The sequence below is a fragment of the Pseudomonas sp. RG1 genome (assembly GCF_025910115.1).
Taxonomy (GTDB): domain Bacteria; phylum Pseudomonadota; class Gammaproteobacteria; order Pseudomonadales; family Pseudomonadaceae; genus Aquipseudomonas; species Aquipseudomonas atacamensis.
Window position 1 is genome coordinate 67058 of the sequence record NZ_JAPCIK010000018.1, and the last position, 11798, is coordinate 78855.

Sequence of the window (11798 nt, forward strand, 5' to 3'; positions counted from 1 at the left end):
GCCATCAAAAGCATGATTGATGAGAATGCTGTATTCACCGTAACGGTGGGAGCTTCCAGGTCTGGTGTTTGGTTCCACTTCGTTCTCCTTCCCTGAATGTTCTTCAAATATATTACTGTGTGAAAACACACAGAAGGCTGACATCTGATTGACAATCAGGAATGACCTTCAGGGTTTTAAACTCTCGATACAAAGGCATGATCGCAAAGGTGAACCGAAGGTGAACAGCTTTTAGAAGATGGATCAGCGACAGCCCATCGCTCTTGATTCTCTTCCTGAGGTACTCAGAATACATACTTCCTATCGTATACGATAGAATAGTTATTCTTTAAATATAATACTCTTTGTTTTAGAGGTGTTTACACCTCTCTCTTCTCTTAATATCTCTAATATACGTACTGTGCTAGCTAGCACAGAATATAATATCTTTTAACATAATGGTTTGATTTATCTCCAGTCGCTAACGCTCCTGTCGATAAATCGAATTATACGTCTATTCGTAAACATTGTCAAGACGTATTTTCATTTGAGATTTTTTATCATCTGTGGGAGCCCATGTAGAGCCGTCGTTCGCCTTGCTCTCTCTTATCCGAGCGTATTAAATTCCAGTCAGTCCCATGAATCACCACCTATAACCTTCAGGTAAACAACCTGATCCTCATGGTACGAATCGACGAAGTCCACTTCGAACTGTAACTCCTGAAGCACGGTCAGATTCCGTTCAAGGTAGAGTTCCATGCCACCAATGGCGAACCTTGCACACTGACAGATTCGTCGTGCTTGCTGGTCGCTCATTGTGCGTAGACCTTCAAGGCGAATCACGCGTTTCACGATCTCGGTACCGATCTCGTTGAGCAAGCAAGCCCGACGTACATGTGCTGGACTCACGTTCAACTTACCACCACTGATACCGCCAACTGTGTAACAGGCACCCAATATGAAATCATCAAACCAGCCACGACGGTCAGCATGGGCCACTTTGAAATGGTTGGCGTGGTGGTTGTGTTGAACCTTGGGCTTTGGTCCGCGCTTACTGCGTTGCGAATCAAGGTCAACCACTCCACTCGGTAACGTTTCTACTTTGTACTCGGTTACGTCAGGACGTGGTTTAGGGGCAAGTTCATAGCGCATGTGTGTTGCTGAAGTTTTACCAACCTGGGGCAGTTTGTAATCATGGGGTTTCAGGTCTACAGCGTGTGTGGTGTAGTTTCCAAGCACTTCACCGGTAACTAAATCAAAAATCAATCCATCATCAATGATGCGGGTGTGCATGTTTGAAATGCGTTTACGTTCATTTTGTTCCATGGGATTGTTCTCCTTGGTTCATTTCAGTAGGGTTGTGGTAAAACTCGGGCAAGCAAAAGCTCCGTACAATGTTGTTGCACTGCCGGAGCCGTAGCGGTATTGCTTTTCATTGCAGAGTGCTCAAAAGCGATTATGGGAGCTTGTAGAGGGTGTTGCCGTCGGCGTCTGTCACTGGACCACGCGGTTATCCAGGAATGGACAGTGGTGCAAATGCATCGGCCACTTCATTTTCAATCTCACGCAAGAGCTTTGCTTTTTTCTCTTCTTCTTTCTTCTGCTCTTTCGCCTCTGCTGTTTGGAGTAATTGAGCTGTGAGCAAATCTTGATATCGCTTACGTTCAGCTTGTAAGAATCCAACATACTCAGCTTTCACTCGCACTCGAATGTCATCAATATCCTTCTGCTGTTTGTTATCTGGCTTGACCATCCAGCAGGAATGATTCAGTGCTTCGTGTGTAACAGCTTGATTGCGAGCCACTTTATAACCCTCTGCTATTTTCGAAGCTACCGATTCGAGGAAATCATGGGGCAATGGCGATCGTACAGACACCATACACTGAGTAGTACCACGATAAACATTTGCCCAGCTATCAATACGAGCTTCGAATTCAGCATCATCCCACTTAGGTGGAACTCCTTTCACAGTAATCTTTGCATTAGTCATTTTTCGATACTTCCTTTTTCTGTTTAATAAAATTTAGCATATTCTTAATGGTGGTTATTCTGTATTGCTCGTCACGATCTAGTTGAATGGTTGTGATAGCTGCACCACCATCAATATTCTGTGCAATCTGAGTGATTTGTTGTCGTGCCTTTTCCTTTGCATGTCGCTCAAAAGCTCTCGCAATACCACGACTGAAGTAATCCAGACTAGCACTCATAGCAATTCATCCTTGTTATTCAGTTTCTTCCGACCAGTACCTCTTAGGTTGTTTGCAATCGTCGTAAGCATTACTTGGAGCGTGTGTTGCTTATTTGTGTAACCCGTACGATCCATGATGAACTCAAGTTGTGCGACCGCCCTGTCATTCAATTGCACTCTCATTGCTTACATCCTGCAATCGCTTGAGCTTGTAGATAATCACTGATCGACACACCAACAGCTGCGGCATTACCTTTAATGATTTCATAGCTGGTGACATTGAACGTCAACTTAACTGAAATCATTGCTGATTGCTTTGCATACCAAATCCGCCAGCGGCAAGTATTTGAACATGTTCGGGCATGACTCCTTTTATTGGCTAGCGCTGTTCCGCAACTGGAACATTGTTTTGTTTCGGGCATAATAGACCCTCCATTGGATTGGTGGTAATAATAAAGACTTGATGTTTGTTGAGCAGTCTGTTTTCGAGACATTGAAAAAGGTCTAACCGTTAAGTAAGACCTTTGAAATTAGGGGGGTAGGAAATGGCTAAGCTTGGAGAATGGTGCTCAGATAGGCGGTGTCGCCTCTCTCCTTATATGTACCATTCTACACTAGCAAGCGCACTTTTGTCAATGTGTTGAGCAACTTTGTCAAGCGCTTTCTTAAACTATCTTTCAGTGTAAAAGTTGAGTTGATGTCGCTTGGCAGCGAAAGGTGTCCCAATGCTTCGACCATAGCTTTTATCGGGATACGGCTGCCGTAAACACAGAAGGTGACGGCAGACTCTTCGTGACCAGCGATACGCTTGATCAGGGAATCTTGTACTCCAGCATCCGTAGGTCATCGATCATTGTGTGACGGAAACTGTGAATGGGTTTCGTTGGGGTCGTGGCTCAGCATGCTGCATTGGAGTTGACGAATCATTTGGAAGGGGAGAGGCAGCCAACTCCTATCTCATCATGGCTGCCCGCCCTGTTTGATCAGTCGATCAGGTGCAGCACGTCCCTAACATTGAGGTGGGAGTATCGCGCCACGGATCGTGTATCTCTATGCCCTGACACAATCATGATCTGAGCATTGTTGAAGCCTTTCTTTGCAACGTTGGTGATTCTGGTGTGCCTGAGTTGATGTAGCCTGACACTGCTGTCTAAGCCAGCCTTCACACGTGCCAAGCGCACGGCTTGAGTAACGGCGTGCGGTGTAACTGTAAACACTTGACCGTTTGGGTGGCGTGCCACAATGGCACAAAGTTGGGCGAGTTCAAGAATCTCTACCGCACGGTGGGTGAGGGGAACTGACCGTGTACCGTTCTTCCCGTCAATAACATCAGCGATACGGTCCTTGAGGTGGAGGCAGTCTCTTGTCAGCTTCAGAATTTCGGATCGTCTCATGGCAGTCTCGTAAGCCAGTTCAACGATGAGCTTCATGGTGGGTGAGAGCTTCGCCAATAGTCGCTCAAGCTCACTCGCTCGGATCACCTTGTCAGAAGATCGGTCTGGCTTCGGTAGGGCGATATCACCCACAGGGTTGTGAATGTCGATCAGCAATCCGCGTTTAGCGAACCTGTAGAAACGTGACATGAATGCAAGCTGCGTCCTGCACGTCGATGGCTTCACTTTTTTCAGTCGCATGATCTTGAAGTCGTTGATCATCTGAGGCGTGATTTCGTGAATGGGCTGCGTGAAGTGTCTGCCCAGATGCTCCACGATTTTCAGTGCGTGGTCGTAGCTGCCTTTGCCCTTGAGCATGGTTTCGCAGTAGGTCATGCCCAGCGTATATATAGTGTGATGCTTGCGATCCACCGTCACGGCTTCGATCTGTCTCGCCCATAGTTCTGCTTCGGCCTTCGTGCTGAAGGTCTTTGACTGGGGGGATTTATTTTTAACCCGTACCTGAGCGTTCCAGTTGCCGGATGGGAGTAAGCGAAAATTAGCCATTTTTGGACGCCTCATGATGTGAATGGGCGTTCTGAGAAATCCAAGAGCAGCAGGGCTCGGAGCTCGCTCCTAGCAGACCTTGACATGGTGGGGGTCGTTGGTTCGAGTCCAATCGCGCCTACCAAACAAAATCCGCTCTGCTGGGCGGTCTGGAAGGGCTCACCGAAAGGTGAGCCCTTTTTTGTTGTCTGCGATTTGCAAAACTTTTGCAAAACCCCCACCTCAAAACGCCAGCTCAGCGCTTACCTCAACATAGTCGATCGTCTTGTCGCCGTGTCCCTCCTGATAGTGCTTCGTCATCTTCTCGTCCGCGTGGCCCAGCAGCGCCTGAATGTATTCCTGCGGGAAATTCTGCTGCTCATATAGCCATGCGCCTAAAGCGCGGATCTCGTGAAAAGTGGGGCGCTCACCGGCCGAAGACAAAGTGTAAAAAGTTTATGGCTGGGGGGAGGCGGAAGGGCGCGGTTGCTTCTTAAAGTTTGAGGTCCGAATGCACCTGGCAAGCATCCATAATCCGCTACCAACTGCGGCAAACACTAGAGCGAAAATCAATTCGGCCAATCCCTGACCAATCTGTTGGGGCGTTACATATCTGGAGAGCATTTTTACCGAAGAGGTGATGATTGTGTATGCAGTGAAAATCCACAATACGGCTGAAATTGCGTACACCGGAAGCGAAAAGGTTGTTCGTAGCCAAATTGGAGCTTTTTTCATCAGCACTTATTTCCTTGATGACTAAGTCGAGCGCCTCATCGTAGGAGGGCTCAGCTTGCGAATTCTATCATCACGACTTTTACAGAAATGCCATTAGGCCGCCCAAGAGGCGGTTTTTTTATGCCTAGAGGAAAGCACGGGCGCAGCAGCACAGATCGATATCCACGGCGAGAAGGGCGGCAGCAGCAAGCCGAAGTCGCCGACCGAAGCCAGCGACAGCCTGCGCTCGACCAACCTGGCCAAGCTGCTGATCGCCGTGGGCGAGGGAGAGTTCGACAGCGTCCCGACCGATTACGACATCTACCTGGACAACACGCCGATCCGAGATGCCAGCGGCAACTACAACTTCCCGAACGTGAAGTGGGACTGGCGCCCGGGCTCGGTGGATCAGAACTACATCCCGGGCATTCCGTCTGTTGAGAACGAGACGTCGCTGAACATCGAGCTGCGCAGCGATTCGCCGTGGGCACGCTCGATCACCAATACTCAGCTTTCCACCGTGCGCATGCGGTTGGCATGGCCGGCGCTTCAACGCTCCGACGACCAGGGCAACGTCGGCGGTTACCGAATTGAGTACGCAATTGACGTGGCCACCGACGGCGGCGCCTATCAGCAGGTGCTGGTGGACGCCGTCGATGGCAAGACCACCACGCGCTACGAGCGCTCGCGCCGCATCGATTTGCCGGACGCAACAACTGGCTGGCAGATCCGCGTGCGCCGTCTGACGCCGAACCAGAACACCAACAAGATCGCCGACACCATGCTGGTGGCCAGTTACACAGAAGTGATCGACGCCAAGTTGCGCTACCCGAACACTGCGCTGGTCTATATCGAATTCGACGCCGAGCAGTTCACCAACATCCCAGCCGTCACCGTGAAGTGCAAGGCGCGCCGCTGGATGGTGCCAAGCAATTACGACCTGATCGCGCGCACCTACACCGGGACGTGGGATGGCTCGATGAAATCGGCTTGGACCAATAACCCGGCGTGGATCTCCTACGGCATCTGCACCAGCCGGGTCGGCGACGGCTTTCGCAGGTGCAGGGGTATCAGAAAGACCTGGCGGATCAGGTGCGTAAAATCCTCAATGACTACGGAGGCGTGCTGGCGGTGCTGGGCACCACGCCAACAACCGCCGGCGTTCGTGATGAACTAAATCTCACTGATACCGATGGCCTGCCGGAGGGGCTGACGAATAAGTACATGACCGCGGCTGGTGTTAGCGGCACCGCGCTGGCGGGCGTGGATGTCGCAACGCCGGGAGCTGTCGCGACGACCGATTCCATCTTGTCGGCACTGGGAAAGCTGCAAGCCACCAAAGCAGATCTCAGCGGGCCGAATAAAACCGTTGCTATCGATAAAGGGGGAACTGGTGCTAATACGCCCGCTCTCGCTCGGGCGGCATTGGGGCTGACCATTCTTGGCACTGTCAGTCAGTCCGGAGGCGCGCCAACCGGCGCGCTCATGGAGTACGGTAGTAATGCCAACGGGGAACATTGGAAGTTCGCCAACGGTTTTATGGTCTGTATTTCAACGAAGTCAGTAATCGTGGCAATCAGTAGTGCGCTGGGTGGGCTCTACTGGAAAGGCACTGCTGATCGGCCCGCCGACACACTGCCGGCTAACTTTGCGGTTGCCCCCTGGGCTCATCTCATTATTGGCGGAGAATACCCGGGGTTCAGCGAGACAGTAATCATGCCGACTACCGGGACGTTCGGCATCATTCGTCACTTGAGCCCCGTTGCACTTCCGCTCGCCACTTACACTTACACGTTCATAGCAGTAGGGAGGTGGTTTTGATGCGTATTAATCTTTCTCCAATGCGCATGGATGCGACATTGAGCGTTATCCGTAGCGGAAACATCATCGTTGTAAATGGCGAGGAATTGGACTTCAGTCGCGTTGCAGAGGGAGACACCTTGCCTTGTGTCGCGATCAAATCAACATGGTTTGCTGGCGATGTCAGCCGCGTCGACGGGGAGCTTGAGCTTACCCTGATCCTTCCGCGTCCGATCAATTCAGCCCAGACCAGGCATTCCCGTCGCCGCTTGAGTATGTGCGTGACGGCGTGATTCCCTTGCCCATGCCTCTACCAGAGCCAGGAGAACAAGCATGAACATCGACTGGACTCAACTGATTACCAAGGCCATGAAGGACGCCGCCATTCAGGCCGCTGAGCTGGCAGCCGCGAAGACATTGCTCGCCTCACGAAATGCACAGGCGATCGCCCAGATCTCGCGAATTCAAGACCGCATCGATACGATCAATTTCGGCATTGATATCGGCGAAGCCACGGCAGAAGACGAGGTCGAGCAGGCCGCACTGACGCTGAACCTGAAAGCGTGGAAGACCTATAAGTTTGCACTGGGCAAGGTCACTGTGCAGCCGACCTAGTATCAGGCACCGATATGGCCGATCGAGCCGCCCATCCCGGAAAATCATTGCTGCGCCGCTGCTGAGTGAGTCGAATGAGCTCTAAACGGATCGAATGCCGATACACGAAATTAGCGAATTTGGCTGCGTTAATAATCGCAATTCATTAATGAGCTGAAGTTTATGCTGGTCCTGCGGAGCGCCGGCATACTCGCCGACGCCCTTTAGGGGATACGGTTCACGGACTAAGCAGGTACAGGCTCACGAGTGCCGGCTTTGGAAGCTAGATATCTTTTGGACTTCTCAATGCCTCGTTTCCGGAGTGGCGTTTCGATAAGCCGGTAGTTCAGCTCAGCAAAGACTGCGATTAGGATAATAGCGGTTACGCAAAATCTAATGTTGTAATGAGAGTTGAACTCGAATCCTACTCCTTCAATTCGCGACCAGATTTCTCTGGTCAGCCAAAATGACGGGTTGTGAACAAGATATATTGCAAAAGATCGCGCGCCGACATATGCCAAGATACTTCTGATTTTCCCTTCTGGGAATAAGTATCCGCCTTGATATGATCCCAGCCAGACGGTGATCGTGCAGAGCAAAGTAACCATTGTGAAAACGAAGGGAATTACGCCTCCATTAGACGGAGTCACCAAAATCGCGCCTATCAAGGCAATGGCTGTGAAGTATTTTAGCGCACTGGTAGCTAGGAATTTCGGCTCTATCAGGGTGTATGCTTTGCTGTTTTTAAAGATTGCCAAGCAAACTCCAAGAAGGATTCCGTCCATGCGGGTATAAAGGACGTGTAAAAAGCTGGATGTGTTGAAGTACATGAGTCCGGTGCCAAGCAGTACGGCTGCACCAAGCCAAAGTATCCAGCGAAGCTTTAAAAAGAAAAGAAAGGGAAACAGGAAGTAAAACTGTTCTTCCAGGGAGATGCTCCAGTAGATCCCATTGCTACCGCATAGCTTATTTCCTAGAGTACTTGCATAGCAGCTAGCAAAATGAATGTTTGAAACAAACATGGCTACAGATAAGCCGTCGAATATGTTTGCCTTCAAGCTTCCGAATATACCAGTCTGATTAAACGTTACGGACAGAACACTGACGATCATTAACCACAGCATTGCAGATGGAAATATTCTGTAAGCTCGACGGATGTAGAATGAGACCATTTCTTTTACAAAAGTGGATTTGTCCTCAAGCCTGGCTGCCGAGTAGAAGGTTTTGTAAAATGCATTAGCGATCACAAATCCAGAGATGCAAAAAAATATATCTACACCTGCCCACAAGCCATATGACCAGTTCCCAATTTCGGGATACCAAAATAGCAAATTCCCCAAGTGCCCCATGACCGGAAGAAATACTGCGATCGCCCTTAACGCCTCGATCTCGTAGTTTTTTTGGTGTTTCACGATAGACATCTGAGAGTCCCTTCATTTTTTCCGCGCGAGTGTACACGAATCAAATCTGTCTTCGATAAAAAACGAAGCGTGCTCCTCGCCTGATTGGTTTGGTGGCAAACCTTGCGTTGAAATTTCAACCTCCACTGGAGTGCAGTTATGCCCATCACTCAGCAGCAGCTGCTGCAGATCCTCCCTAACGCCCGCACCCAAGCGGGCGTTTTTGTTTCCGCTCTCAACACCGCGATGCAGCATCACCAGATCGTGGGCACGAAGCGCGCCGCCGCATTCATTGCTCAGATCGGCCATGAGTCTGGCCAACTGCGCTATGTCCGTGAGATCTGGGGGCCGACCGCTGCCCAGCGCGGGTAGGAGGGGCGCGAAGACTTGGGCAATACCGTGGCTGGTGATGGCCGGAAATATTGCGGGCGCGGCCTGATTCAGATCACCGGCCGGGCGAACTACGCCAAGTGCGGCGAGGCGCTGGGTCTCGACCTGATCAATCATCCCGAGCTGCTCGAGCTTCCTCAGCGTGCCGCGATTTCGGCGGCGTGGTTCTGGTAGCAGAAGGGGCTGAACGATTTGGCCGATCGAGACGAATTCCACACCATTACCCGGCGGATCAACGGCGGGTTGAACGGCTTGCAGGATCGTCTGGAAATCTGGAAGAAGGCGCGCGAGGTGCTGTCGTGACAGTGCCGTGGCGGTTGATCGGCATGCTGGCGCTGATGCTCGCTAGCTTCGTCAGCGCTTGGGAATTTCAGGACTGGCGCTACGGCGGACAGTTGTCCGAGAAGGCCAGGCTGCACGGCGAGACGCTGAACCAACTTGCCAAGGCCGGCGCCGATGCGCAGAAGGCCGAGCAAGACAAACGCCTGACGCTAGAGCAGAAGCTGTCAGCCAGTGAGAAAACCCACTTCGAGAAAATGACCAATGCGCAAATTGACCAGGCTCGCCTGCGCGATCGTCTTGCCACTGCTGATCTCCGGCTGTCAGTCCTTATTGACGCGGGTTCAGCCGGTGGCTGTCACGTGCCAACAGCCCCCCTGCGCCGGCGGCGTGGATCATGCAACCGTACGAGCCCGACTTGACCCGGCGCATGGCAGGCATGCCAGGATTACGTGCGGTCAGTTTCGCGCTGATGAGGGAAAGGGTCTTTGAACGGGCTGTCTCCGTTGAGGATTCGTATCTGGGTAGCCAGTTCGCTGATGTGCCTGATTTTCGCCATCAGCTCCCAGCTGGTTTTGATCGTGATGTCGTTCGCTCGCCGGTCAGCATCGGCCGCGGCGGTCTTCGCTTCGGTTAATTCGGCCCTGAGAGAATTCCTCTCGAGCGTGAGCGCATCGTTGTCACGCTCCAACCCCTGAACATTTTCCAGAGCGCGCTCGAGCTTGAGAGTGAGCGCTTCGAATTCGTTCTCGTACATCCTGAGCTGGTGCCGGCAGGTTTCGAGCGGAGTCGGGTTGCCGAGCCAATCGTCGGCGTCTTCTATATAGAGGGGGTCCACGGGAACGCCTTACTGAATACTGTTTGCATATACAGTAATCGAGGCTTCTAGGGTGAGCGAGGGTGAGGCGACGAGCTGTAGGATTTTGAATTGATCTTTGTCGGCAGAACGCCAGGGAAGGGCATAGCACTGTAGGAAAATGCAGCGCTAATTTGTTGATTCTTATAGCGGGTAACGTTGATTTTTACTCTGCTGATTTGAGCCTGTTTCCTTTTCGCATCAATAGGTTAGGCGTGTTCCGTAGTCACCTTGACATGGGGGGGGTCGTTGGTTCGAGTCCAATCGCGCCTACCAAACAAAATCCGCTCTGCTGGGCGGTCTAGAAGGGCTCACCGAAAGGTGAGCCCTTTTTTGTTGTCTGCGATTTGCGCAACGCTTGTTCCCGGTCCTTTCCGCTTCGCTCTGATCAGCTCTCCATTCATACTGTTTGCGCAAAATGATCAAGCGCCATTTTGGTGCATTCTTCTTCCATTTCGTTGTTGAAAACACCTGAATATCCAAAGGCTTACAGCTCTTTTTCTCTAACCGGTTATCGAAAAAGCCTTGTTGCATGTTGGGAATTTAAGTAACATCCGTTCCGCGTTCACCACCACGGTTTATGCATTTTTAAATCCCAAGCTTCCATCAGCTGCTTGGGATTTTTTTTGCCTGCGATTTGGCGTTTGGGCGCCTATCCCTCCATCACCTCCAAGCGAGGCGCGGTTTTTTCGTCTACTACTGACTGGCCGATTTTCAACTCTTTATAAGGGAGTGCGTCGATGCTGAGCCAGTGGGTCCTTGCCGCTATTCATCTATTCGCGTTTGTCTTGGCTTTCTGGGCGGCGCTGACGCGCGGCACAGCTTTCCGAAAGCTCGCGGCGGGTACGGGAGAGGTCAAGCGCGTTCTGCTCGCGGATAACCTTTGGGGGCTTTCAGCTTTGACGCTGCTTATCACCGGAGCAATGCGTGCGTTTGGTGGTTACGAGAAAGGCTCTGGCTATTACCTGCATCAGCCGCTGTTTCATCTGAAGATGACGCTGTTCTTGCTGATCCTGCTGATGGAGCTTGCACCGATGATCACGCTGATCAAATGGCGCATCGCATCCTCGCGCGGTGCGGCGCTTGATAGCGGGCGTGCGAAGTTGTACGCGCGAATCAGTCATGTTGAAGCGCTGCTGCTGATCCTGATGATGGTCGCGGCGACAGGCATGGCGCGTGGCGTGATATTCGCTTAGAAGGCAAAATTCGCCGTGCTCTATCGGAAACGTCCGACAGCCAGCTCCAGGAGTGAAAGGTAATATCGGCGCAAGAAAGGAGGGAGGGGCAAGTGAAAGGAGTCAGCATGCTTCAGGCGCCGTGCCCAGCGGGGTGAAATGCGGATGGCTAAACGGCGCGTGAATCTTTAGCCAGTCTTGCGCGACGGCAATAGGACTGGCTACGTGATGCAAAGTGGCTCAGGGCGTTTGCGGCTTGTCCGGAGCGGTCAGGCCGGCCTGGATGCGTTGGTAGATTTCTTCACGGTGCACTGCCACGTTTTTCGGAGCGTTGATACCGATGCGAACCTGTTGGCCGCTGACTCCGAGGATGGTGATCGTGATGTCATCACCAATGTTTATGCTTTCACCGACTTTGCGGGTGAGTATCAGCATGGTCTTCTCCTTGATTGCTTGGTAGGGCACCTGATTCAGACAGTGCAGAGGTCGGTGGTATCTATAGAT

12 protein-coding genes, 1 tRNA gene and 5 pseudogenes are annotated in these 11798 nt (G+C 51.6%); 8 read left to right on the forward strand and 10 right to left on the reverse strand.

The window, feature by feature from the left end; all coding sequences use genetic code 11:
* Positions 1 to 609: 609 nt before the first annotated feature.
* The 7 genes and pseudogenes from OK411_RS10830 to OK411_RS10860 form a co-directional block, all read right to left on the reverse strand.
* A complete protein-coding gene (locus OK411_RS10830) occupies positions 610 to 1305 on the reverse strand; it encodes a hypothetical protein (RefSeq protein ID WP_264364863.1) in 696 nt (231 codons plus the stop codon).
* Positions 1306 to 1489: 184 nt separating this feature from the next.
* Positions 1490 to 1969 carry a hypothetical protein gene (locus OK411_RS10835; protein ID WP_264364864.1) on the reverse strand — a complete coding sequence of 160 codons (480 nt, stop codon included), beginning with the start codon at positions 1967 to 1969 and terminating at the stop codon, positions 1490 to 1492.
* Complete coding sequence (locus OK411_RS10840) at positions 1962 to 2186, reverse strand: hypothetical protein (RefSeq protein ID WP_264364865.1); 225 nt, start codon at positions 2184 to 2186, stop codon at positions 1962 to 1964. Before OK411_RS10840 ends, OK411_RS10835 begins: the two co-directional genes overlap by 8 nt.
* A gap of 160 nt (positions 2187 to 2346) precedes the next feature.
* Positions 2347 to 2589, reverse strand: a complete 243-nt coding sequence (locus tag OK411_RS10845) for a hypothetical protein (protein WP_264364866.1) — start codon at positions 2587 to 2589, stop codon at positions 2347 to 2349.
* A 289-nt stretch (positions 2590 to 2878) separates the two neighbouring features.
* Positions 2879 to 3060, reverse strand: a pseudogene (locus OK411_RS10850) (integrase); the annotation flags it as partial.
* 90 nt (positions 3061 to 3150) lie between these two features.
* Complete coding sequence (locus tag OK411_RS10855) at positions 3151 to 4107, reverse strand: tyrosine-type recombinase/integrase (RefSeq protein ID WP_264364867.1); 957 nt, start codon at positions 4105 to 4107, stop codon at positions 3151 to 3153.
* A gap of 222 nt (positions 4108 to 4329) precedes the next feature.
* On the reverse strand, positions 4330 to 4530 hold the full coding sequence (locus OK411_RS10860; protein ID WP_136493969.1) for a tyrosine-type recombinase/integrase: 201 nt from the start codon (positions 4528 to 4530) through the stop codon (positions 4330 to 4332).
* Positions 4531 to 4975: 445 nt separating this feature from the next.
* Here OK411_RS10860 and OK411_RS10865 point away from each other — a divergent pair.
* The 4 genes and pseudogenes from OK411_RS10865 to OK411_RS10880 form a co-directional block, all read left to right on the forward strand.
* Positions 4976 to 5857: pseudogene (locus OK411_RS10865) on the forward strand (host specificity protein); the annotation flags it as partial.
* Between the two features lie 35 nt (positions 5858 to 5892).
* Positions 5893 to 6621, forward strand: coding sequence for a hypothetical protein (locus OK411_RS10870; protein WP_136493970.1), 729 nt, complete (start codon positions 5893 to 5895; stop codon positions 6619 to 6621).
* The gene (locus tag OK411_RS10875; RefSeq protein ID WP_257221800.1) at positions 6621 to 6893 is read left to right on the forward strand and encodes a hypothetical protein; all 273 of its coding nucleotides are present in this window, start codon (positions 6621 to 6623) and stop codon (positions 6891 to 6893) included. Before OK411_RS10870 ends, OK411_RS10875 begins: the two co-directional genes overlap by 1 nt.
* Before the next feature lie 40 nt (positions 6894 to 6933).
* Positions 6934 to 7300: pseudogene (locus OK411_RS10880) on the forward strand (phage tail protein).
* A 139-nt stretch (positions 7301 to 7439) separates the two neighbouring features.
* Here OK411_RS10880 and OK411_RS10885 read toward each other — a convergent pair.
* Positions 7440 to 8615, reverse strand: coding sequence for an acyltransferase family protein (locus OK411_RS10885; protein ID WP_136493971.1), 1176 nt, complete (start codon positions 8613 to 8615; stop codon positions 7440 to 7442).
* A gap of 138 nt (positions 8616 to 8753) precedes the next feature.
* Here OK411_RS10885 and OK411_RS10890 point away from each other — a divergent pair.
* Together OK411_RS10890 and OK411_RS10895 are read left to right on the forward strand one after the other, a co-directional pair.
* Positions 8754 to 9287, forward strand: a pseudogene (locus OK411_RS10890) (glycoside hydrolase family 19 protein).
* Positions 9284 to 9755, forward strand: a pseudogene (locus OK411_RS10895) (lysis protein). Before OK411_RS10890 ends, OK411_RS10895 begins: the two co-directional pseudogenes overlap by 4 nt.
* Here OK411_RS10895 and OK411_RS10900 read toward each other — a convergent pair.
* Positions 9712 to 10101, reverse strand: a complete 390-nt coding sequence (locus OK411_RS10900; RefSeq protein ID WP_177421670.1) for a hypothetical protein — start codon at positions 10099 to 10101, stop codon at positions 9712 to 9714. The pseudogene OK411_RS10895 and the gene OK411_RS10900 sit on opposite strands and share 44 nt — an antisense overlap.
* A gap of 229 nt (positions 10102 to 10330) precedes the next feature.
* Between OK411_RS10900 and OK411_RS10905 the strand changes: the two genes are divergently transcribed.
* Positions 10331 to 10395 (forward strand) — tRNA-OTHER (locus OK411_RS10905).
* Between the two features lie 464 nt (positions 10396 to 10859).
* Positions 10860 to 11315 carry a DUF2214 family protein gene (locus tag OK411_RS10910; protein WP_136493972.1) on the forward strand — a complete coding sequence of 152 codons (456 nt, stop codon included), beginning with the start codon at positions 10860 to 10862 and terminating at the stop codon, positions 11313 to 11315.
* A 219-nt stretch (positions 11316 to 11534) separates the two neighbouring features.
* On the opposite strand, the gene csrA is transcribed toward OK411_RS10910, so the two are convergent.
* Positions 11535 to 11729 carry a carbon storage regulator CsrA gene (gene csrA, locus OK411_RS10915; RefSeq protein ID WP_003179932.1) on the reverse strand — a complete coding sequence of 65 codons (195 nt, stop codon included), beginning with the start codon at positions 11727 to 11729 and terminating at the stop codon, positions 11535 to 11537.
* Between the last annotated feature and the right edge of the window lie 69 nt (positions 11730 to 11798).

Excerpts from the sequence above, each read along its gene's own strand:
- OK411_RS10830 (WP_264364863.1), bottom strand. The coding sequence starts at position 1,305 with ATGGAACAAAATGAACGTAAACGCATTTCAAACATGCACACCCGCATC.
- OK411_RS10835 (WP_264364864.1), bottom strand. The coding sequence starts at position 1,969 with ATGACTAATGCAAAGATTACTGTGAAAGGAGTTCCACCTAAGTGGGAT.
- OK411_RS10840 (WP_264364865.1), bottom strand. The coding sequence starts at position 2,186 with ATGAGTGCTAGTCTGGATTACTTCAGTCGTGGTATTGCGAGAGCTTTT.
- OK411_RS10845 (WP_264364866.1), bottom strand. The coding sequence starts at position 2,589 with ATGCCCGAAACAAAACAATGTTCCAGTTGCGGAACAGCGCTAGCCAAT.
- OK411_RS10855 (WP_264364867.1), bottom strand. The coding sequence starts at position 4,107 with ATGGCTAATTTTCGCTTACTCCCATCCGGCAACTGGAACGCTCAGGTA.
- OK411_RS10875 (WP_257221800.1), top strand. The coding sequence starts at position 6,621 with ATGCGTATTAATCTTTCTCCAATGCGCATGGATGCGACATTGAGCGTT.
- OK411_RS10885 (WP_136493971.1), bottom strand. The coding sequence starts at position 8,615 with ATGTCTATCGTGAAACACCAAAAAAACTACGAGATCGAGGCGTTAAGG.
- OK411_RS10910 (WP_136493972.1), top strand. The coding sequence starts at position 10,860 with ATGCTGAGCCAGTGGGTCCTTGCCGCTATTCATCTATTCGCGTTTGTC.
- csrA (WP_003179932.1), bottom strand. The coding sequence starts at position 11,729 with ATGCTGATACTCACCCGCAAAGTCGGTGAAAGCATAAACATTGGTGAT.